Annotated in this window: 25 protein-coding genes and 1 pseudogene; 4 read left to right on the forward strand and 22 right to left on the reverse strand. The window is 23.5% G+C overall.

Features of this window, described 5'->3' with window-relative positions; all coding sequences use genetic code 4:
• Positions 1-63 precede the first annotated feature (63 nt).
• From AAHM78_RS02165 to AAHM78_RS02175, 4 genes and pseudogenes are all read right to left on the reverse strand, one after another.
• On the reverse strand, positions 64-1,668 hold the full coding sequence (locus tag AAHM78_RS02165; RefSeq protein WP_342254214.1) for a CTP synthase: 1,605 nt from the start codon (positions 1,666-1,668) through the stop codon (positions 64-66).
• Positions 1,669-1,704: 36 nt separating this feature from the next.
• Positions 1,705-2,112 carry a DNA-directed RNA polymerase subunit delta gene (gene rpoE, locus AAHM78_RS02170; protein WP_342254215.1) on the reverse strand — a complete coding sequence of 136 codons (408 nt, stop codon included), beginning with the start codon at positions 2,110-2,112 and terminating at the stop codon, positions 1,705-1,707.
• 65 nt (positions 2,113-2,177) lie between these two features.
• A pseudogene (locus AAHM78_RS16620) lies at positions 2,178-2,510 on the reverse strand (IS30 family transposase); the annotation flags it as partial.
• Positions 2,511-2,601: 91 nt separating this feature from the next.
• Entirely contained in the window at positions 2,602-3,561 is a 960-nt protein-coding gene (locus AAHM78_RS02175; RefSeq protein ID WP_342254216.1) for an IS1595 family transposase, read from the reverse strand.
• Positions 3,562-3,754: 193 nt separating this feature from the next.
• Between AAHM78_RS02175 and AAHM78_RS02180 the strand changes: the two genes are divergently transcribed.
• Positions 3,755-4,699 (forward strand): IS30 family transposase, encoded by a 945-nt coding sequence (locus AAHM78_RS02180; RefSeq protein ID WP_342254217.1) that lies wholly within the window; start codon positions 3,755-3,757, stop codon positions 4,697-4,699.
• Positions 4,700-4,743: 44 nt separating this feature from the next.
• On the opposite strand, the gene argS is transcribed toward AAHM78_RS02180, so the two are convergent.
• From argS to ychF, 10 genes are all read right to left on the reverse strand, one after another.
• Positions 4,744-6,384, reverse strand: a complete 1,641-nt coding sequence (gene argS / locus AAHM78_RS02185; RefSeq protein ID WP_342254218.1) for an arginine--tRNA ligase — start codon at positions 6,382-6,384, stop codon at positions 4,744-4,746.
• A gap of 447 nt (positions 6,385-6,831) precedes the next feature.
• On the reverse strand, positions 6,832-7,548 hold the full coding sequence (locus AAHM78_RS02190) for an IS1595 family transposase (protein ID WP_342254114.1): 717 nt from the start codon (positions 7,546-7,548) through the stop codon (positions 6,832-6,834).
• Positions 7,549-7,695: 147 nt separating this feature from the next.
• The gene (locus tag AAHM78_RS02195; RefSeq protein WP_342254219.1) at positions 7,696-8,172 is read right to left on the reverse strand and encodes a hypothetical protein; all 477 of its coding nucleotides are present in this window, start codon (positions 8,170-8,172) and stop codon (positions 7,696-7,698) included.
• A gap of 164 nt (positions 8,173-8,336) precedes the next feature.
• Entirely contained in the window at positions 8,337-8,510 is a 174-nt protein-coding gene (locus AAHM78_RS02200; protein ID WP_342254220.1) for a hypothetical protein, read from the reverse strand.
• Positions 8,511-8,699: 189 nt separating this feature from the next.
• Positions 8,700-9,644 carry an IS30 family transposase gene (locus AAHM78_RS02205; RefSeq protein WP_342254221.1) on the reverse strand — a complete coding sequence of 315 codons (945 nt, stop codon included), beginning with the start codon at positions 9,642-9,644 and terminating at the stop codon, positions 8,700-8,702.
• A gap of 212 nt (positions 9,645-9,856) precedes the next feature.
• Positions 9,857-11,302: a glutamate--tRNA ligase gene (gltX, locus tag AAHM78_RS02210; protein ID WP_342254222.1), complete on the reverse strand. Its 1,446-nt coding sequence runs from the start codon at positions 11,300-11,302 to the stop codon at positions 9,857-9,859.
• 22 nt (positions 11,303-11,324) lie between these two features.
• A complete protein-coding gene (locus AAHM78_RS02215; protein WP_342254223.1) occupies positions 11,325-12,128 on the reverse strand; it encodes a hypothetical protein in 804 nt (267 codons plus the stop codon).
• A 14-nt stretch (positions 12,129-12,142) separates the two neighbouring features.
• Positions 12,143-12,802 carry a hypothetical protein gene (locus AAHM78_RS02220; RefSeq protein ID WP_342254224.1) on the reverse strand — a complete coding sequence of 220 codons (660 nt, stop codon included), beginning with the start codon at positions 12,800-12,802 and terminating at the stop codon, positions 12,143-12,145.
• A gap of 14 nt (positions 12,803-12,816) precedes the next feature.
• Positions 12,817-13,320 (reverse strand): hypothetical protein, encoded by a 504-nt coding sequence (locus tag AAHM78_RS02225; protein WP_252319777.1) that lies wholly within the window; start codon positions 13,318-13,320, stop codon positions 12,817-12,819.
• 85 nt (positions 13,321-13,405) lie between these two features.
• The gene (ychF, locus tag AAHM78_RS02230; protein ID WP_342254225.1) at positions 13,406-14,503 is read right to left on the reverse strand and encodes a redox-regulated ATPase YchF; all 1,098 of its coding nucleotides are present in this window, start codon (positions 14,501-14,503) and stop codon (positions 13,406-13,408) included.
• 310 nt (positions 14,504-14,813) lie between these two features.
• Between ychF and AAHM78_RS02235 the strand changes: the two genes are divergently transcribed.
• Positions 14,814-15,479: an IS1/IS1595 family N-terminal zinc-binding domain-containing protein gene (locus AAHM78_RS02235; RefSeq protein WP_342254226.1), complete on the forward strand. Its 666-nt coding sequence runs from the start codon at positions 14,814-14,816 to the stop codon at positions 15,477-15,479.
• A gap of 126 nt (positions 15,480-15,605) precedes the next feature.
• Complete coding sequence (locus tag AAHM78_RS02240) at positions 15,606-16,565, forward strand: IS1595 family transposase (RefSeq protein WP_342252992.1); 960 nt, start codon at positions 15,606-15,608, stop codon at positions 16,563-16,565.
• An 85-nt stretch (positions 16,566-16,650) separates the two neighbouring features.
• Here AAHM78_RS02240 and AAHM78_RS02245 read toward each other — a convergent pair whose 3' ends face one another.
• From AAHM78_RS02245 to AAHM78_RS02255, 3 genes are all read right to left on the reverse strand, one after another.
• Positions 16,651-17,559: an IS30 family transposase gene (locus AAHM78_RS02245; RefSeq protein ID WP_342254227.1), complete on the reverse strand. Its 909-nt coding sequence runs from the start codon at positions 17,557-17,559 to the stop codon at positions 16,651-16,653.
• A gap of 42 nt (positions 17,560-17,601) precedes the next feature.
• Positions 17,602-17,886, reverse strand: a complete 285-nt coding sequence (locus tag AAHM78_RS02250; protein ID WP_342254990.1) for a transposase family protein — start codon at positions 17,884-17,886, stop codon at positions 17,602-17,604.
• Between the two features lie 241 nt (positions 17,887-18,127).
• Positions 18,128-18,844: an IS1595 family transposase gene (locus tag AAHM78_RS02255; RefSeq protein ID WP_342254228.1), complete on the reverse strand. Its 717-nt coding sequence runs from the start codon at positions 18,842-18,844 to the stop codon at positions 18,128-18,130.
• A 360-nt stretch (positions 18,845-19,204) separates the two neighbouring features.
• On the opposite strand from AAHM78_RS02255, the gene AAHM78_RS02265 reads away from it, so the two are divergent.
• Positions 19,205-20,149, forward strand: a complete 945-nt coding sequence (locus AAHM78_RS02265; protein ID WP_342254229.1) for an IS30 family transposase — start codon at positions 19,205-19,207, stop codon at positions 20,147-20,149.
• 224 nt (positions 20,150-20,373) lie between these two features.
• On the opposite strand, the gene AAHM78_RS02270 is transcribed toward AAHM78_RS02265, so the two are convergent.
• The 5 genes from AAHM78_RS02270 to AAHM78_RS02290 all read right to left on the reverse strand — a co-directional run bounded on the left by AAHM78_RS02270 (position 20,374) and on the right by AAHM78_RS02290 (position 22,798).
• Positions 20,374-20,586, reverse strand: coding sequence for a hypothetical protein (locus tag AAHM78_RS02270; protein ID WP_342254230.1), 213 nt, complete (start codon positions 20,584-20,586; stop codon positions 20,374-20,376).
• Entirely contained in the window at positions 20,576-20,881 is a 306-nt protein-coding gene (locus AAHM78_RS02275; protein ID WP_342254231.1) for a hypothetical protein, read from the reverse strand. Before AAHM78_RS02275 ends, AAHM78_RS02270 begins: the two co-directional genes overlap by 11 nt.
• 60 nt (positions 20,882-20,941) lie before the next feature.
• A complete protein-coding gene (locus AAHM78_RS02280) occupies positions 20,942-22,360 on the reverse strand; it encodes a hypothetical protein (RefSeq protein ID WP_342254232.1) in 1,419 nt (472 codons plus the stop codon).
• A 118-nt stretch (positions 22,361-22,478) separates the two neighbouring features.
• On the reverse strand, positions 22,479-22,670 hold the full coding sequence (locus AAHM78_RS02285) for a hypothetical protein (protein ID WP_342254233.1): 192 nt from the start codon (positions 22,668-22,670) through the stop codon (positions 22,479-22,481).
• Positions 22,670-22,798 (reverse strand): hypothetical protein, encoded by a 129-nt coding sequence (locus AAHM78_RS02290; protein WP_342254234.1) that lies wholly within the window; start codon positions 22,796-22,798, stop codon positions 22,670-22,672. Before AAHM78_RS02290 ends, AAHM78_RS02285 begins: the two co-directional genes overlap by 1 nt.
• Positions 22,799-23,142 lie beyond the last annotated feature (344 nt).

Genomic DNA, 23,142 nt, shown 5'->3' on the forward strand with positions numbered 1-23,142 from the left:
TTTGAGAATATACAATTCATAAAAATTATAACAATTTTAAAATTAAATTTTCTTACTTTATCATTATTTTTTAATAATACTTTTAATTAATCCTAAAAATAAAGGATTTGGTTTATTAATTCTTGATGTGAACTCAGGATGAAACTGACTTGCAATAAAGAATCGATGTACTTCTTTTGGCAACTCAATCATTTCTACCAAATCTTCTTTATTATATATACCGCTAAAAATTAATCCATTTTTTGCAAGTAATGTTTTATAACTATTATTAAATTCATAACGATGACGATGACGTTCAATAATAATCTTTTGTTTATAAAGAGATTTTGCTAATGAATCATTAATTAAAGTGGTTGGATAATTACCCAATCTTAAAGTTCCCCCGATTTGATCATTTTTATTTTTACCACGTAATAAATCAAAAATAGGATTTTTAGTTTTTTCATTAAATTCAGTAGAATTAGCATCTTGTAAATTACATACATTACGAGCATATTCAATACAAGCTAACTGCATACCTAAACATAATCCTAAGAAAGGAACTTTATTAAATCGAGTATAATTAATTGCATTGATTTTACCTTCAACACCACGATTACCAAAGCCACCAGGAACAATTATTGCTTGGAAAGGAGAAAGCATAGAATTAATGTTTTTACTATCTAAACTTTCAGCGTTAATAATTTTATAATTAACTTTAGTATTAAGACTATAACCTGCAATTTTCAATGATTCAATTACTGATAAGTAAGCATCACTTAAATTCGAATATTTTGCCACAATACCAACAGTAACTTCTTGATTAATATTATCTAACTTTTTAACAATTGTATGTCATTCTGACATATCTGGTTTAGTTTTATTTAATTTTAATAATTCTGAAACCACTTCATCAATTTTTTGTTGTTCTAAAGATAATGGCACTTTATAAATATTATCACAATCAGGAATTGCTAAAACATGCCTGCGTTTAATATTACAAAATAAAGATAATTTATCAAAAATATGATCAGGTGGCATAGTTTCACTACGACAAACCAAAATATCAGGTTGAATACCTAATGATAATATTTCTTTTACTGAATGTTGACTGGGTTTCGTTTTAAATTCACCAACCGAATGTAAATAAGGAATTAATGTAGTATGAATAACAATAACATTTTCATGACCTTTTTCGTTTTTAACTTGTCTAATGGCTTCAATAAAAGCTAATGATTCAATATCACCAACTGTTCCACCAATTTCGGTAATAATAACATCAGCCTTACTATTAATTGCGGAATTAAAAATATGTTTTTTAATTTCATCAGTAACATGTGGTACAAATTGTACAGTTTTCCCTTCATAAAAACCATCGCGTTCCTTTTTTAAAACAGTTTGGTATACTTTTCCGGCAGTAATATTGGAGTCTCTAGTCAGATTTTCATCAATAAAACGTTCATAATGACCTAAATCTAAATCAGTTTCAGCACCATCACTAGTTACATATACTTCACCATGTTGATAAGGACTCATAGTACCTGGGTCAACATTAATATAAGGGTCAAATTTTTGCATAAAAATCTTAATATTTTTTTGCTTTAATATACGCCCAAGCGATGCTGCTGTAATTCCTTTACCTAAAGATGATACAACACCACCAGTAATAAATATATACTTTGAATTCATTAGTTTTCTCCTAAATATTAATTAATAATATCATGATTATTCATCATCATAACTATCTTCTAATGGTTGAATACTAATGGTATTTAAATCATCATCTTCATATTCTACGTCTTCACTTAAATCTATAGTTTCATCATTATCTGTAACTGTTTCAGTACTATCAATTTCTTCTTTTGTATTACTTGGAATTTCTACTCTTGTCATATGTTCTTTAATTTCCTCTAATGAGACTTCATTACGTGGATATCAAAGTTTATCATTTTTTAAGAAAAAATTGGTATTTAAAATAATTCCAGTATAAAGTTCACCAGCAATTTTTTCTTCATCTTCTTTAGAAATATTACATTGTTTTTTAACATGTGTTCAAATTTCATTAAAACTGCTTTTTTTCTTTTTGCATAAAAAACTATATGCTACTTCTACTACTGTTTGTTTGTTTTGCATTTCTTAATCACCTTCTAAATTGTATATTATAAATCCTGAGTTGTAAATATAAATGGGACAGTTTTTTAAAATAATTGTATTAAATCTATTGGTCTTTTATAAGAGAGCGATTTTCTGGGTGTAGAATTAATTTGAAATGCTATAAAATTTAAATCTTTTTGTTTATATGAAGATAGATCTGTAGATTTTGGTAAATATCTTCTTAAAATACCATTATTATTTTCATTTAAACCCCTTTGGCAAGGTTTACCAGGATCTGCAAAATAAATTTTGACATTACAAATTTTTTCGATTAATCTTCATTTACTAAATTCTTTACCACGATCAAAAGTAATGGTTTTAACTGTTCCTTTTTGTAACTTTGAAATAAATTTTATTATACTTTTCGTAATATTTTCTTTTAATTTTCAAAAAAACTCTTGATGAAATAAAAAAAATCATCAACCTGGCCTAAAATTTGATTTTATTTAATTTTGGGATTTATTTTTTTTACAAACTGAAATATAATGCTTCAGATTTTGCATAAGGTGATATTTTATAATGTTGGTATTTAAATTTTCATAAATTGAGGTAATTTTGAATATTGGTAAATCCAATGCCATGATAATGAGTAATAAATTCTTTTAAACTTGATTGTATTTTACTGATATTACTTAAATTTTTATAATTTAATTCTTTATTTTCTTTTGATTTAAATTTCTTGAGAGTACATTTTGTTTGTTTAGCTACTGTATCATATAGTATTTGCATATCACAAACTATAATTGATTTTTCTTCGATAAGCTTAGATGTTAAATTTTCTTGTACTCATTTTTTTGTTAATCTTTTAGTATTTGTTGTTTGAGCATAAATATTTTTATTTTCATCAATTGCCATTTCAATACAACAGTTTAAATCTTTAGCATTTTCTTCAATTCATTTTTTTCTTGGATCATCTGGATTTTTGAAATTTCCTTTATGAATTTCTTTGATAAAAGTTTCATCAATTTCAATTCTACCTTTTAATTTTGTGAATGGTTTTTGTGTTTTTGCTAATTGTGATGATTTCATAAATTTTTGACGATTAAATCATGCTGATGTTTTTGAAATTTTAGCAAATTGAGAAATAGTATAAGCAGATTGACCTAACAATGACAATCAAATTATTCAATCTCATTGTTCATGAGATAAATGACTTCAATGTAAAAAATTATTTCTTAAAGCATCAAAGCTACTTTTACAATCTTTGCATAAATATTTTTGCTTATTATTCTTAAAACCATTTTTTACACATCAATAAGATTTACAATTTGGACATTGAATTCCTTTTTCTTTAAATTTTTTATCAATTGCATCTAATTTTTCTTTTTTCTCAATTTGTTTAATTCTATTTTTAAAATGTCTAATAATTTTTATAAATTCTTCATCTTTTTTGTTTTTTAAAACATCAATTAATTCATTATTAGTCACAAAAAATCACCCCTGATATAAAAATATTACTTTTAATTTTAAATTAAAAGTAATATCAAGATTTTTTGTGAAAATTAAAAATATTTTCTGATTTATGCTTTTTAGTTACTTTAATTGTAAAATTAAAAAGGACACTTATATAAAAATTAAATTGTGTTAGTTCTATAATTAAGAAAAGAAAGGAATTAGCGCAATGTATAAGTATCTGAGTATTGAATCAATAATATCAATAAAAGAATATAAAAATTATGGATTTTCGATTCGTAAAATAGCAAAAATTGTTGATTATAGTAAATCAACTGTACATAGAGTTTGTATATTATTAAATAAAAACTTATTGCCATTAGAAATATTGAATCAATTTCAAAAAAATAAACAAAATGCAGGCAGAAAATTAATAATTTTAACTTTAACAGAAATTAATAGTATTAATCATTTGTTAATTACTAAAAAGTATGATCTTGATATAATTGCTAACTTTTTAAAGGAAAATAAAATAAAAAGTATTTCAACAAAAACTTTATATAACATGTTTAAAACAAATCGAATGGGTTTTGATGAAAATAACTTATTGAGAAAAGGCAAAAATAAATCTCACAAACAAAAAGAAACTAGGGGCAAAATTAATAATTGTAAGTCTATTCATGAAAGAAATTTAATCATTCCTAATATTAAAAATATACAAGAATTTGGTCATTTAGAAGGTGATACTATCATTGGCAAAGATCATAAAAGTTCTATTATTACTTTGGCTGATATATGATCAAAAACCACAATTCCTTTAGTAACTAAAAATTATAAATCAGAAAATATTACGAAAAGTATAATAAAATTTATTTCAAAGTTACAAAAAGGAACGGTTCAAACCATTACTTTTGATCGTGGTAAAGAATTTAGTAAATGAAGATTAATCAAAAAAATTTGTAATGTCAAAATTTATTTTGCAGATCCCGGTAAACCTTGCCAAAGGGGTTTAAATGAAAATAATAATGGTATTTTAAGAAGATATTTACCAAAATCTACAGATCTATCTTCATATAAACAAAAAGATTTAAATTTTATAGCATTTCAAATTAATTCTACACCCAGAAAATCGCTCTCTTATAAAAGACCAATAGATTTAATACAATTATTTTAAAAAACTGTCCCATTTATATTTACAACTCAGGAAAAATATATTTTTTACATCTTTTTAGGCGCATCCACACCAATTAAATTTAAAGCATTTGCCATTATTTGTTTTATTGCTAAAACTAATGTTAATCGTTGAATTGTTAATTGTTGATCTTCACTAATAACTTTATGTTTATTATAATAAGAATGAAATAACTTAGCTAATTTTTGAGTATAATTTGTAAGCAAATGTGGTTGATGCTGTTTTTCAATTTTTTGCAAAATAATTATATATTCATCTAATGTAATCAATAATTCTTTTTCCTTTTGTTCTGTTAATAAATTAATACTATTTGCAATTTCAAATTTTGGATAATTCTCTATAATTTGATTTATACGCGCATGAACATATTGAGCATAATAAACAGGATTTTCGTTAGATTGTTGTTTAGCAAGTGCTAAATCAATATCAAGATGTGATTCAACTGATCTTGATACTAAAAAATAACGTAAAGCATCCTTTCCAATTAAATCTATCATATGTCTTAAAGTTATTGATGTTCCTGCTCTTTTTGACATTTTTTGTTCTTTACCATTATCAATAACCTTTACCATTTGCATACATAAAATATCAAGTTTAGTGGCATCATTATTAAGCATATATAATCCTGCTTTAATTCGTGGAATATAGCCATAATGATCTGCTCCTCAAATATTAATTAACACATCACTACGTTGAAATTTAATATGATGATAAGCCAAGTCAGGAAGCATATATGTATAAGTTTTGTCTTTCTTAACAATTACACGATCTTTATCATCTTCAAATAAAGTAGTTTTTAAAAAAATAGCACCATCAAGTTGATAAGTATTGCCTTGCATTTCAAATTGTTTGATTAAATTAGAAATAATATTTTCTTTATATAAAAATGATTCAGAAAATCAAATATTAATTTTAACTTTAAATTTTTTTAAATCTTTTTTAATTTCTGAAAGCATATAATTAATACCAAATTCTTTAAAAATTAAAGAAGAAGTTTCATCAAAAGGTTTATTTGCAAATTTATTACCATTTAATTTCAAAAATGATTGTGCAGCAGCTAAAATTTCAGAACCACGATAACTTTCTTTTGGTAATTCAACAGCATTGCCACAAAGATTTTGATAATTTATGAAAATTGAATTGGCCAAAACATTAATTTGATTACCAGCATCATTAATATAGTATTCTCTAACTATATTATATCCTCTATGTTCTAATATATTAGCTAAACTATCACCAATAGCCGCATTTCTTGCATGTCCTAAATGTAAAAGTCCGGTTGGATTAGCACTAATAAATTCAATATTATAAGTAATATTTTTTTTATTAGATTGACCATATAATGATTTCTCATTAATAATTTTCATTAATAACAAACTAAATCCTTCAACATTAATATTAATATTAATAAAACCAGGAGTAATATAATCAATTTTTTTAATTAATGGGTGTTTCTGATGAATATTTTTAACTATAATTTCAGCAATGTCTAATGGTTTTTGTTTATATTTTTTTGCTAATATCATTGCTATTGATGTAGAATAATCACCTAAGTCATTATTTTTATTAATTTCAATAACAACCTGATTCAATTCTATTTCATAATTTGCAAATGCTACTGCATCAAGAATAATAGTAGTGAGTTCATTAATAACATAACTGTCCACAGTTCATACCCCTTTCAATATCTAAAATATTATACTCATAAATTTAATTTATATCATATAAAAAAGTAAAAATAAATACTTTTTTATAAAAGTTGTTCAATTGTATCATTAACATACTGTATAAATCCAATTCTGATTAAAAATTCCAAAATAGCAACATCATTGTAATTTAAATCAATTAATTCTTGATAGTTACCAAAAATTTGATTATCAAGCACATTTCTTAATTTATCATTAATTTTTTTTGGATCATCTTCGATTTTAATTCCTGAAACTTTAACTAATTCTAAATCAATTTTTTTTGCATTTTAACTTTAGTATTATCATCTTTATATAATTCTATTAATTTTAAATATAATTAGGCTTTTATCCCTTTATGTACTATTTTTAAATTTTATCACATAAATGGAGATAAAAGCCTACCTAGGAAATTATCCCCGCATGTATTTAAATCCAACACAAAATTACAGTTTCAAAACTAGGTATGTTATTGAATTTATATGCTGATTCTTTTGCATATAAATGAATATTGTGCTTTGAAACTCTTATGTGTGTTCGGAAAGTTCGTCGGATGTGCTTTCATGCTGATTCAATCTGGTTTGTGTTTACACCTGTTGGTGACACATACCCAACTTCATGATTTACGATTTCATGTTTGGGATAGAAGTTTTTGAAACTTACATATCCCTTCCAAGAATCCGTAAATAGACAGCACTCAGTAAAAATGTGTTTCAATGCAAATCTTAAAAGGTTTTTTTCATCTGCATTTTTCAGAACCTTCACAATTAGTTTGTTGCTGGTTTTCTCATAAACTCCAACAATCAAAGTTTTATTCAACAAGGATCTTCCTTGTTTTTTAAAACCTAAATGTGAAAGATACATTTCATCCATCTGTGCTGTGCCATCAACAATGAAACCTGCATCTTGATTTCCAATTCTAGTCCTGATTTCATGACACATTCTTCAAGCTGTTTTATAGGTCATACCCAATTCCCTTGCAACATCGGTTGCTGGTATGCCATGCTTTGTGTTTATTCATCTAAAGATGAGATAAAACCAAGATGTCATTTGGGTCTGTGACTTATAAAAAATGGTTCCATAAAGAATACTAAATGTTTGGTTACAGTTCAAACATCGTATTCTTCTCAAATCAGAAGCATTCAAACTAGAAGAAGCACACCTGATGCATTTCATTATTTTAAACTTCGCTATATATTTCAAACAATCGTTTTCAGTTTGAAATATGCTATTGAATTCATTTCAATTCATTTTTTCCTCCACACTAGTACATGCAGGGATAATTTCCTATAATTATTGTAATAAACTTAAAGCCTTGACAAAATTACTTAGTAATTCTTGTTCATTAATTATATACGAATTTAAATTATGAAAATAATTATGATTTATCTCAGCTTCATATCTTGCTGCTTGACCGCCAAGATTAATTTGTTCAAAATAACGCAAACGTTCTCTTAAGTTTAATAATATTTTACTCATTTCCTCACTTTCAACTCTTGTAGTACTAATTAATTTAATCAATCGTATTAAATTATGAAAATTAAATTTTTTCTTACTAGCTGAAGGTTCAACTTGAATATATTTTCTTAAACAATGCTTTAATTTTAATTCTAACGATTGATATACTGAAAAAAGAGTAATATGAAAATTATCATATCCAATCCCTTTTTTAATATTTAAAATAGCGTTAACTGCATACATATTAGCGCGATCATTATCATTACCCAAAACATTAGTTAAATGCAAAGTTCTTGGAAACTTATTAATCATTTTAAGTAATGTTTCTTTAAATTTAATTTTTAACGTATTATCTTTAAATTTAATTTGATTTATTTTAACTGATTTTAAATCATTATATTCATTACCTATTATAAGGTAGGCAAAAATAGAAAAATAAACAATTACTTTTTCTTTAAAATTTATTCAAGTAAAATTTAAAGTTTTAATAGCATTTTCAATTTTTTTTTATTAATTAATACACCCAATATCACTATTACTTCTTGCGTTGCTAAATGATACTCATGTGAATTTAAGTAAAAATCTCCTGGCGTTAAATCTAAAATATTTGGATACTCAAAAATTTTATTAATTGATTTTAAAATTTTCATAATTACCTCATTTTATAATACTTTTAAATTTCTATTTCTTTTTTAAAAAATAAATTTTATTTGGTGCTTTAATTGGATCTTGCAAAATTTGTGAGATTTTTTCTAAAGTAATATATTCTTCGTTTTTTGTTTTAATAATAATTGGATCTTTTTTAAAACCTGAGTTGTAAATATAAATGGGACAGTTTTTTAAAATAATTGTATTAAATCTATTGGTCTTTTATAAGAGAGCGATTTTCTGGGTGTAGAATTAATTTGAAATGCTATAAAATTTAAATCTTTTTGTTTATATGAAGATAGATCTGTAGATTTTGGTAAATATCTTCTTAAAATACCATTATTATTTTCATTTAAACCCCTTTGGCAAGGTTTACCGGGATCTGCAAAATAAATTTTGACATTACAAATTTTTTCGATTAATCTTCATTTACTAAATTCTTTACCACGATCAAAAGTAATGGTTTTAACTGTTCCTTTTTGTAACTTTGAAATAAATTTTATTATACTTTTCGTAATATTTTCTGATTTATGATTTTTAGTTACTAAAGGAATTGTGGTTTTTGATCATATATCAGCCAAAGTAATAATAGAACTTTTATGATCTTTGCCAATGATAGTATCACCTTCTAAATTACCAAATTCTTGTATATTTTTAATATTAGGAATGATTAAATTTCTTTCATGAATAGACTTACAATTATTAATTTTGCCCCCAGTTTCTTTTTGTTTGTGAGATTTATTTTTGCCTTTTCTCAATAAGTTATTTTCATCAAAACCCATTCGATTTTTTTTAAACATTTTATATAAAGTTTTTGTTGAAATACTTTTTATTTTATTTTCCTTTAAAAAGTTAGCAATTATATCAAGAGCATACTTTTTAGTAATTAACAAATGATTAATACTATTAATTTCTGTTAAAGTTAAAATTATTAATTTTCTGCCTGCATTTTGTTTATTTTTTTGAAATTGATTCAATATTTCTAATGGCAATAAGTTTTTATTTAATAATCTACAAACTCTATGTACAGTTGATTTACTATAATCAACAATTTTTGCTATTTTACGAATCGAAAATCCATAATTTTTATATTCTTTTATTGCTATTATTGATTCAATACTCAGATACTTATACATTGCGCTAATTCTTTTCTTTTCTTAATTATAGAACTAACACAATTTAATTTTTATATAAGTGTCCTTTTTAATTTTACAATTAAAGTAACATAATATAAAATTTTTCTTCTATTTTAGTAATTATTTTGAGTAAAAAGAACAATTTTATAATTTTTATTTATAACAAAAGCAAATATTATATTTTCTATATAAGTAATAATATTTATTTTTCTTTAATTTTTAAAATTTAATTTAACATTATTAATAATGGTATCATAACCCAATAGTTTAATGGTGCTAACTAAATCAGGTCCATGCATTTGTCCTGTTGTAATAATTCTAATTGGCATAAATAATAATTTACCGTTAACATTAGTTTCTTTTTTAACTTCATTAATAATGTTTTTAATATTATCACTAGTTCAATTTTTACAATAAATAATCTTTTTAATAAATGCTGTACAAACTAAGTTACATTCATTATCATTCAAAAAAGTCTTTGCTTCTATATCTACCTTAAAATTATTTTTAAAAAATAAACTTACCAATTCATTAATTTGACTACCATATTCTAACTGTGATTGATAAATTAATAATACTTCTTTTCATCATTCAATAGTTTTGCTATTTCAATTATATTTTTCTTTAATAAAAGGTGTAACTAAAGCTAAGTATTGTTCAACATTTAATCTTTTAATATAATAATTATTCATTCACACTAATTTTTCTGGATCAAACATACTTGGTGCTTTACTTAAATATTTTGGGGTAAATAATTTAATTAATTGTTCTTTAGTATAAATTTCTTTTTCTTCATGCGAACTTCATCCTAATAAAGCAATAAAATTAAAAATTGCTTCTGGCAAATATCCTTCTTTACGATATTGATGAATAAATTGGATAATGCTACCATCACGTTTTGATAATTTTTTACGTTTATTATTAACAATTAATGTTAAGTGCGCAAAAATTGGCATTTTCCAATTAAAATATTCATAAATAACTAATTGTTTTGGTGTATTTGACAAATGTTCTTCACCACGAAAAACATGACTTATTTCCATTAAATGATCATCAATAACAACAGCAAAATTATAAGTAGCCACTCCATTTGATTTAATAATAATATAATCTCCTAAGTCTACTGAATTAAATTCAACATTACCACGAACTAAATCTTTAATTTTATAACTTTTATTAGTGGTAATTTTAACTCTAATAGCATATGAAATTTTATTTTGTAAATTTTCTTCAATTACAGACTGCTCTAATTTTGAACATGTTCCATCATACTGGAAAGCTAAAATATTTTTATCTGCTTGTTTCTTACGCATTTCTTCTAGATATTGAGGTGTACAAAAACAATAATATGCTTTTTTTTCTTTTATTAGTATTAATGCATGTTGAATATATATATTTAAACGTTCAGTTTGTTTATAAGGACCATATTTACCTGGTAAATCAATAGTTTCATCAGGAATTATTCCCATTCAACGTAAATTATCTAATTGTGAACTAATTCCATCTTCAATATTACGTTCTAAATCAGTATCTTCGATTCTAACTATAAAATCTCCTTTGTTATTTTTGGCAAATAAATAATTAAATAATGCTGTTCTAGCACCACCAATATGTAAATACCCAGTAGGACTAGGTGCATATCGTACACGAATTTTCATATTTTCACCATCTTTATTTAATTTAAGATTTTTTAATCTTATTAACTTTTTTTTCTACTTTATTAGTCTTTTTTTTAGAATTTAATTTTTTATTATTATTTTTAGAGGATTTCATTGTTTTTTTACGATTAGTTTTAGATTGTAATTTTTCATTTACTTCTTCATCAAGAAAAATTGTAATAGTCTGTGTATCATTTGGATCAAATTCATTAGAACTTGGTAATGGTTGTTTTAATTCTGGTTCAAAATCAATTGCTGCTTCAATACGTTGACGATAAAAGTGATATGTTTGAACATTAATTAAATTTAATTTAAGTAATAAAATAACTGCTGCAACAAGTAATGCAAAATAAAAACCAAAAATTGATCAAACAATAGTTGAAGAAAATCAATTTCTATAATAAAAGCTTGGTACTTCAATCGTTCCTCCTCTATTAGGTATTATTTGTGCACTATCATTATTTCATTCACAATAAAGCAATTGACCAGAAAAACTTATCAAAAATCCAACAACAAAAATTATAAAGTTTACAACTAAAAATACAAATTTAAAACAAGGAGATTTTTCAAGAAAAACTCTTGCGATAAAAATACAACCAATCAAACCGAAACTGCTTACAACTAAACCTATTACTGGTAAATAATAAATTGCAGTATAACTTGAAGGATTAAAACTTGGTGAAGGTTCTGCAATTTGAAAACCATAATAATATAAATCTTTTAAAGCTGTATTTTTTGACAAAGCAATTAAAAAAAATAGTTCATAAATAATAAATGTGCTTAATAATAAATAAAAACTAATAAACCACCAATTACGAATTCTCATAAATCTGCCCCCCTTTATTTAATATTCAAAGTTTTTTTACTAAATCCCTTTTCTTGTTTTTTAATTTTTTTTAATTCTTGTTTTCTAATGCGTCTTTGTTTTTTTTCCATACTTCTAGTAGTATAAATTTCATAATCTGAGTTCATAAATGTAAACTTTCTACGCATAATTCAAAAAAATAGTTGTGTAATCAAAATTAAAAAAAGACTAAAAATAATAAATATTCTTGCAATAATTTGATTAATTAAATGATAATTTTCATTATATAATATTCCAGATTGTGAAATATAAGTTAATTGTACTTCTGAACTTAACATTACACTAGGAATTAATAATCAAAAAGCAGTATAAAACATTCTACTGCTATACTTTGAAGAGACAATACTTACTCTAGGAGCAAATATTAATAAAATCATACTTACAGTAATTGCAATTAAACAAACAATTGGAGCATAAAATAAATTCAAAATAGGATAATTAAAATCAGTAAGTTTTACATTATATAATTTATATTTTGATACATTAATAGCAGCAAATAAAGAAAAAATAAAAACTGATAAAAAAAGAACTATTGATATTGTCAAATAAACAAAATATGCATTTTTAGTCTTTTGTTCATATGGAATAAAATATGTTTCTTTGTTTTTAATATTATCTAAATCTTTAATTTTCATTATTTTCACCTACTTTATTTTTCATTAGGTAATTCTTCAACTACTAAAATTAAAATAATCGCTGCTATTACTTCACATATTCATACAATTAATGATATTAATGAAAAAAATAGTAATACTGGTATTGATCAAAAAACTAGACTACCACTTAACATTAATGTTGATAATATTAATGTTGAAATAGCAGTAATTCTAAATGAAGATTTCTTTTTAAGTTTCTTTGCTGGTATCATAAAACAAATAATACTGACTAAAATTGCAATTCCAACATATGATAATGATAAAGCTAATTGCAGTTTACTAAATTCAAACCCCATTTTTTGCCCAACAAATGCATTAACTATTAATAGTATTAAAAAAGCAATACTACCAATAATTTGCACAATTGGTGATCAAAAAAGTAAAGCCCTTGAAACTTTTATTTTATTAAGAACATCAAACTTTTTAGTTTTTTTATTTGGAACATAATTGTTTTCTTGAATGTCAGAATCAGGATTTTGTAAATTACTTTTTAACATAATAATTTTTTCCTTTCTTGCTAGTATATTTTCAAATTAATTATAACAAAACTATAACCTTTTTATAATTAATATTATCTTAAAACTAAACACTAAAAAGGAAATGACAAATATCACCATCTTCAACTATATAATTTTTACCTTCAACTCTCATTTTTCCCTTTTCCTGAACATTTTTTTCAGTACCCAATAATTCTATATCTTGATAATTATAAACTTTAAGTCTAATAAAACCTTTCATGAAATCTGTATGAATGATACCAGCACACTCTGGTGCTTTCATTCCTTTAATAAAAGTTCAAGCATGAACTTCTTTGGGTCCAACAGTAAAATAAGTACCTAAATTTAATAGTTTATAAGTTGCTAATACAATTTGATCAATTCCTGATTCAAAAATATTTAACTCTTTAAACATTTCTTTTTTTTCTTCTGCTTCTAATTCAGAAAGTTCACATTCTGTCTTAGCACAAACAACAATTACAGTAATATTTTTTTTGCTCATATATTGTTGTAATTGTTCAACATATTTATTGGTTTTAGTTATTAAATCTTTTTCATTAATATTAGCAATAACAATTATTGGTTTAGCAGTTAAAAAATTATAAGGTTTAATCATTAGTAATTCTTCTGAACTTAACTTTTGATTACGAATAGCAACACCATTGTTTAATTCATTATTTATTTTTTCTAATAAAGCTACCTCAGCAATACCTTGTTTATCTCTAGTTATTTGCGATTTTTTACGAACTTTTTCTTTTCGTTTACTTATTACTTCTTGATCAGCTAACATTAATTCCAATTCAATAATTTCAAAATCATTAATTGGATCAATTTTATTTTCAACATGACTAACATTAATATCATCAAAACAACGAATAACTTCGCATATTGCATCAACTGTTCTAATATTAGCAAGAAATTGATTACCTAATCCTTCACCTTTACTAGCACCTTTGACAAGTCCGGCAATATCATGTAATTCTAAAATTGTTGGTACAACTTTTTGTGGATTAAAGATTTTTATTAAATTCAAAATTCTTGAATCATTGACTGGAACGCTACCAATATTTGGTTTTATAGTAGCGAAAGGATAATTTTCAATTAATACTTGTGAATTGGTAATGGCTTTAAATAATGTTGATTTACCTACATTAGGTAAACCAACGATACCAGCAGTTAACATATAATATACACCTGTTTCTTTTACTTATATGATTACATCGTATCATATAAATTATAAAGAAAAATATAAAATTAATTATCAATTAAGAAAAATTTAATTTTGAAGTTGATTTGGATAGTAATGGTACAGTATTTACTAAATTATTACATTCATTAATAGTATTACCAGCAAGTTCTTCATCATCGCTTTCATCATCAAAAGGATTTGTACTAACTGGTTTAGGAGTAATCTTTTAATTTTCAAAAAAAATCTTGATATTACTTTTAATTTTAAATTAAAAGTAATATTTTTATATCAGGGGTGATTTTTTGTGACTAATAATGAATTAATTGATGTTTTAAAAAACAAAAAAGATGAAGAATTTATAAAAATTATTAGACATTTTAAAAACAGAATTAAACAAATTGAGAAAAAAGAAAAATTAGATGCAATTGATAAAAAATTTAAAGAAAAAGGAATTCAATGTCCAAATTGTAAATCTTATTGATGTGTAAAAAATGGTTTTAAGAATAATAAGCAAAAATATTTATGCAAAGATTGTAAAAGTAGCTTTGATGCTTTAAGAAATCATTTTTTACATTGAAGTCATTTATCTCATGAACAATGAGATTGAATAATTTGATTGTCATTGTTAGGTCAATCTGCTTATACTATTTCTCAATTTGCTAAAATTTCAAAAACATCAGCATGATTTAATCGTCAAAAATTTATGAAATCATCACAATTAGCAAAAACACAAAAACCATTCACAAAATTAAAAGGTAGAATTGAAATTGATGAAACTTTTATCAAAGAAATTCATAAAGGAAATTTCAAAAATCCAGATGATCCAAGAAAAAAATGAATTGAAGAAAATGCTAAAGATTTAAACTGTTGTATTGAAATGGCAATTGATGAAAATAAAAATATTTATGCTCAAACAACAAATACTAAAAGATTAACCTGAGTTGTAAATATAAATGGGACAGTTTTTTAAAATAATTGTATTAAATCTATTGGTCTTTTATAAGAGAGCGATTTTCTTTTAATTTTCACAAAAAATCTTGATATTACTTTTAATTTTAAATTAAAAGTAATATTTTTATATCAGGGGTGATTTTTTGTGACTAATAATGAATTAATTGATGTTTTAAAAAACAAAAAAGATGAAGAATTTATAAAAATTATTAGACATTTTAAAAATAGAATTAAACAAATTGAGAAAAAAGAAAAATTAGATGCAATTGATAAAAAATTTAAAGAAAAAGGAATTCAATGTCCAAATTGTAAATCTTATTGATGTGTAAAAAATGGTTTTAAGAATAATAAGCAAAAATATTTATGCAAAGATTGTAAAAGTAGCTTTGATGCTTTAAGAAATCATTTTTTACATTGAAGTCATTTATCTCATGAACAATGAGATTGAATAATTTGATTGTCATTGTTAGGTCAATCTGCTTATACTATTTCTCAATTTGCTAAAATTTCAAAAACATCAGCATGATTTAATCGTCAAAAATTTATGAAATCATCACAATTAGCAAAAACACAAAAACCATTCACAAAATTAAAAGGTAGAATTGAAATTGATGAAACTTTTATCAAAGAAATTCATAAAGGAAATTTCAAAAATCCAGATGATCCAAGAAAAAAATGAATTGAAGAAAATGCTAAAGATTTAAACTGTTGTATTGAAATGGCAATTGATGAAAATAAAAATATTTATGCTCAAACAACAAATACTAAAAGATTAACAAAAAAATGAGTACAAGAAAATTTAACATCTAATCTTATCGAAGAAAAATCAATTATAGTTTGTGATATGCAAATACTATATGATACAGTAGCTAAACAAACAAAATGTACTCTCAAGAAATTTAAATCAAAAGAAAATAAAGAATTAAATTATAAAAATTTAAGTAATATCAGTAAAATACAATCAAGTTTAAAAGAATTTATTACTCATTATCATGGCATTGGATTTACCAATATTCAAAATTACCTCAATTTATGAAAATTTAAATACCAACATTATAAAATATCACCTTATGCAAAATCTGAAGCATTATATTTCAGTTTGTAAAAAAAATAAATCCCAAAATTAAATAAAATAAAATTTTAGGCCAGGTTGATGATTTTTTTTATTTCATCAAGAGTTTTTTTGAAAATTAAAACGATTTTCTGGGTGTAGAATTAATTTGAAATGCTATAAAATTTAAATCTTTTTGTTTATATGAAGATAGATCTGTAGATTTTGGTAAATATCTTCTTAAAATACCATTATTATTTTCATTTAAACACCTTTGGCAAGGTTTACCAGGATCTGCCAAATAAATTTTGACATTACAAATTTTTTCGATTAATCTTCATTTACTAAATTCTTTACCACAATCAAAAGTAATGGTTTTAACTGTTCCTTTTTGTAACTTTGAAATAAATTTTATTATACTTTTCGTAATATTTTCTGATTTATGATTTTTAGTTACTAAAGGAATTGTGGTTTTTGATCATATATCAGCCAAAGTAATAATAGAACTTTTATGATCTTTGCCAATGATAGTATCACCTTCTAAATGACCAAATTCTTGTATATTTTTAATATTAGGAATGATTAAATTTCTTTCATGAATAGACTTACAATTATTAATTTTGCCCCCAGTTTCTTTTTGTTTGTGAGATTTATTTTTGCCTTTTCTCAATAAGTTATTTTCATCAAAACCCATTCGATTTGTTTTAAACATGTTATATAAAGTTTTTGTTGAAATACTTTTTATTTTATTTTCCTTTAAAAAGTTAGCAATTATATCAAGAGCATACTTTTTAGTAATTAACAAATGATTAATACTATTAATTTCTGTTAAATTTAAAATTATTAATTTTCTGCCTGCATTTTGTTTATTTTTTTGAAATTGATTCAATATTTCTAATGGCAATAAGTTTTTATTTAATGATCTACAAACTCTATGTACAGTTGATTTACTATAATCAACAATTTTTGCTATTTTACGAATCGAAAATCCATAATTTTTATATTCTTTTATTGCTATTATTGATTCAATACTCAGATACTTATACATTGCGCTAATTCCTTTCTTTTCTTAATTAGACTTGGTGCAAAACTAAGGTAATTCAAAATTATATATTCCTGCTATTAAATTAAATCTTAATGCAAATCTTCGTATTTTATTGCGATATTTTAAACTTAAAATTTTAAAACGTTTTAGTTTAGCAAATACGTGTTCAATTTTAATTCTAATTTTACTTAAAGTTTTATTGTATTCTTTTTGAATTGGTGTTAATTGATTGTATTTACTTTTTTTAAATGGCAAAAATGTATTTTTATGAATATTTTGTATACCTTGATAACCCGAATCAACAAAAAACTTGTTTTTCTGGATGAATAAAAGTTTTAGATTTTAGAAGCAATTTAAAATCATGAATGCTTCCAAAACAAAAAGCAGTTGAAATAATTTTTCCATTGGAAATATCAATAATTATTTGGGATTTGAGAGAATGATGTTTATTTTTACCTGAAAAAAGTAATTTTAGTTTTTTTTAAGGCTTTTATCCCTTTATGTACTATTTTTAAATTTTATCACATAAATGGAGATAAAAGCCTACCTAGGAAATTATCCCCGCATGTATTTAAATCAAACACAAAATTACAGTTTCAAAACTAGGTATGTTATTGAATTTATATGCTGATTCTTTTGCATATAAATGAATATTGTGCTTTGAAACTCTTATGTGTGTTCGGAAAGTTCGTCGGATGTGCTTTCATGCTGATTCAATCTGGTTTGTGTTTACACCTGTTGGTGACACATACCCAACTTCATGATTTACGATTTCATGTTTGGGATAGAAGTTTTTGAAACTTACATATCCCTTCCAAGAATCCGTAAATAGACAGCACTCAGTAAAAATGTGTTTCAATGCAAATCTTAAAAGGTTTTTTTCATCTGCATTTTTCAGCACCTTCACAATTAGTTTGTTGCTGGTTTTCTCATAAACTCCAACAATCAAAGTTTTATTCAACAAGAATCTTCCTTGTTTTTTAAAACCTAAATGTGAAAGATACATTTCATCCATCTGTGCTGTGCCATCAACAATGAAACCTGCATCTTGATTTCCAATTCTAGTCCTGATTTCATGACACATTCTTCAATCTGTTTTATAGGTCACACCCAATTCCCTTGCAACATCGGTTGCTGGTATGCCATGCTTTGTGTTTATTCATCTAAAGATGAGATAAAACCAAGATGTCATTTGGGTCTGTGACTTATAAAAAATGGTTCCATAAAGAATACTAAATGTTTGGTTACAGTTCAAACATCGTATTCTTCTCAAATCAGAAGTATTCAAACTAGAAGAAGCACACCTGATGCATTTCATTATTTTCAACTTCGCTGTATATTTCAAACAATCGTTTTCAGTTTGAAATATGCTATTGAATTGATTTCAATTCATTTTTTCCTCCACACTAGTACATGTGGGGATAATTTCCTTTTTTAATTCTTTCAATTGGAGTTTCAGTAGCATCAATAGCTAACAAATTATTATTAGTACCTTTATTTTTTGTTAAATCTTTTTTTCCAGGTAAATTAAAAATTCCGCTTTTTATTAAAATATTTTCAATTCTTTAATTGTAAAATTAAAAAGGACACTTATATAAAAATTAAATTGTGTTAGTTCTATAATTAAGAAAAGAACGGAATTAGCGCAATGTATAAGTATCTGAGTATTGAATCAATAATAGCAATAAAAGAATATAAAAATTATGGATTTTCGATTCGTAAAATAGCAAAAATTGTTGATTATAGTAAATCAACCGTACATAGAGTTTGTAGATTATTAAATAAAAACTTATTGCCATTAGAAATATTGAATCAATTTCAAAAAAATAAACAAAATGCAGGCAGAAAATTAATAATTTTAACTTTAACAGAAATTAATAGTATTAATCATTTGTTAATTACTAAAAAGTATGCTCTTGATATAATTTCTAACTTTTTAAAGGAAAATAAAATAAAAAGTATTTCGACAAAAACTTTATATAACATGTTTAAAACAAATCGAATGGGTTTTGATGAAAATAACTTATTGAGAAAAGGCAAAAATAAATCTCACAAACAAAAAGAAACTAGGGGCAAAATTAATAATTGTAAGTCTATTCATGAAAGAAATTTAATCATTCCTAATATTAAAAATATACAAGAATTTGGTCATTTAGAAGGTGATACTATCATTGGCAAAGATCATAAAAGTTCTATTATTACTTTGGCTGATATATGATCAAAAACCACAATTCCTTTAGTAACTAAAAATCATAAATCAGAAAATATTACGAAAAGTATAATAAAATTTATTTCAAAGTTACAAAAAGGAACAGTTAAAACCATTACTTTTGATAGTGGTAAAGAATTTAGTAAATGAAGATTAATCGAAAAAATTTGTAATGTCAAAATTTATTTTGCAGATCCTGGTAAACCTTGCCAAAGGGGTTTAAATGAAAATAATAATGGTATTTTAAGAAGATATTTACCAAAATATACAGATCTATCTTCATATAAACAAAAAAATTTAAATTTTATAGCATTTCAAATTAATTCTACACCCAGAAAATCGCTCTCTTATAAAAGACCAATAGATTTAATACAATTATTTTAAAAAACTGTCCCATTTATATTTACAACTCAGGTTTTATTTTATAAATTAGGTTGGCACCTAATTAAAAAGTTACCAATTAAGGTAACTTTTTTTATATTTTTAAAATTTAATTGAGGATTTTTAGTAATATCTGTGTTATAAGTATCTGGGAAAATTCTTTCAATATTATTGATATAAAAAAATCATAAAATGTTTTTTTTATTTATTAGTTAATTTTTATTATTTTATTGAGTAAAAGCACCCATATAGTCATTTTTATCTCATGAACCAATGGTATTTGTAACAATTAATAAACCTTGACCTTGTTGTAATGTTTCAAAAACAGAATTAATATCTTTAAAATTTTTAATGATAACTTTGATTGCGACATAAATATCTTTTTGAGTGATACTTCCTCCAGCACCACTATTATCTAGTTTAGGAAAATTATTTAACATTAGAAAAAAATAATTGTTCACTTCACTTGTTTTTTTCATTATCATAAGTTGCTCTCATATTTAAAAATATGTCATAACTAATTTTTATTTTTAAAAAATCATGTGCTAAAAATCGATAATCTTTTTCAAATAAAATATCATTACCGTTTTTTAATATATTTTCTGATAAATTTATTATTTTATTATTAATTAATTTTGAAGTTGTTATTGCAGAACTTGTAAACATCGGTTCTAAACTACTTGCACTTATTCCTACTAATGTAGAAACTGCAAGCATACTTAATAGTTTTTTCATGTTAGTTATTCTCCTTAAATTTAATTTATCATTTTTTAAAATATAATTTAATTTTTTTTATTACACTCCAGCAATAGCACAAGTAGCACTAGTAATACCTGACAACGTAGAAACAGCAGTTCCAATTACAGGAATTGGTGCAGAGACAGCAGCGACAATTCCTGCCGTATTAGCACAATTTCAATTATTAGTATTTTTATTAGTATTTTCTAGATTTATTAATTTTTTTTCTAACTCATTAACTTGATTTTTTATACTATCAAAACTTGATTTTAATCCTTGCACATTTTTATTTAATTCATCTATTTTGAATTCATGTTCTATTAAGGTTGAAACATAACTTCAATCTCTTATATAAGTTTTAAGAATTTCTTTTTCATTTCTTTTTCAATTATATAATGCTTCAGGAGTAAATGTTTTAGCATTATTTATTGTTTGTGGTAAAGTTGAATTTCAATCTCTTATATCTTTTATTCATTTTATAACTTTAGGGTCATTAGCAATTTTATCATTTAGTTCATTAAGTTTAGTCTGAGTTGTATATGAAAAAGTTGGTCTTAAATTTCCGAAAGAATAATAATTCATATTATAAACATATAATTTAAGTTTAAAACATTGACAGAAATGTGAATATTCTTCTTTATCTACAATTGAAATTTCCTCAAGTCTTATAAAATTAGGATATTTTTTTTTAATTGCATTTTTGATTTCGTTATCATTGTTATCATTAATTAATTCTAAATTAAATGTTCCATATGAATCTCAAATTGGAAAATCTCTTTTTAAATTATCAAGATATCAATTTGAATATTGACGCGTATCATCTGTTCTTATATTAGAATCTTTATATTCATATTCATTTCTTTTTTTTCAACTATTATAATTTTTTTCAATAATAATTTTTATACGTTTTTTTCTAGAACTATCTATAAATTTATTTTCTATAGTGAAGAAATTTTCATATATAATTTTTGCAATTTCTCTCATTTCTTTTTTGCTGTTAATTCTCCAATCTTTTCATACTCCAGTAAACATTTTATCTTCAAATTTATCTTCAAATTTACTTTTATCATTATTTATTTTTAAATAAACTATTTCTTCTCAAAATTGAGGTGTAAATGAAGCATATATTTTTCCATTTGTACCTAAAAAATGACTACTAAATTCAATTTCATTATCTCCATCTACACCTATATTTGTAGTTCTTTTAGTTCTCTTTCTATTTTTTTCATGGTGATGTTTATGAGTACTTATTTCTAATTCTTGATTTAATGTTTGTAAATCAAAATATGTTTGATTATTTAATAAATTTAATTCTTGATTTTCTAATAATGATATATCAGTTGTATTTTTACTAGCTCAATCTTTAATATTTTTATTATCAATTGACATAGCATCAATACCTTGTGTTTTATCATTAAATAATTGTGCAGATAATACTCATAATTTAAATCAATAACTTGGATTAAAATATTTCATAATTTTATACCTCTTTATTTTAAACATAAAAAACCCATTTACTTTAAAATAAAGTAATGAGTTAAAAACTTATATTAAGTTTGATTTTATTCTACACCATTATTTTATTTATAATTGTTTAAACTTTTTTATAATATTCTTTCATTTCTTTTACTTTATTTTTAAATTGTTTTTTATGAAAATAACACATATTAAAAAATTGTTCTGTACTATTTTCTATATCTACAGTTTTTAAAGTAACTAATACTTTATTATTACAATCTTTAACAATACATTTTAATAATACTTTTTCTTGTTTTTGTTTTTGCATTATTTTGCTTCCTTTTTACAATTACATAAATTAATTGATATATTTAATTGTTTTAATTTTTTTAAATTTTCTGATGATTCAATAATTGCATTTTTTGTAAAAATATCCATTTCAAATTCTATTTTCATTATTTATTTTCCTTATTTAAATAATATCAACCAATTAATAAACTATCTGCTTCATCATGATTATTAATATCAATATTTCATTCATATTTTTCATTTAAATAAAAACATATATCTTCACTTATTTCTTTATTTCAATTTTTTAAAGAAATATTAGTAATATTATTATCTATATATCATTTTTTTCATGAAGAAGGACTTATTAACATATTTTTTGTTAATAATTTATTAAATTGTCCAGCAATAAAACCTCTTAAATGTTCTTGAGTTTCATAACCAATACCATTTTTTGAATGAAAAGTACCACGTTCAATAATTAAATCAATATTGGTATCTTTTATATTATT

This window comes from Spiroplasma endosymbiont of Zeiraphera isertana, from assembly GCF_964030805.1.
Classification (GTDB): domain Bacteria; phylum Bacillota_I; class Bacilli_A; order Mycoplasmatales; family VBWQ01; genus Spiroplasma_E.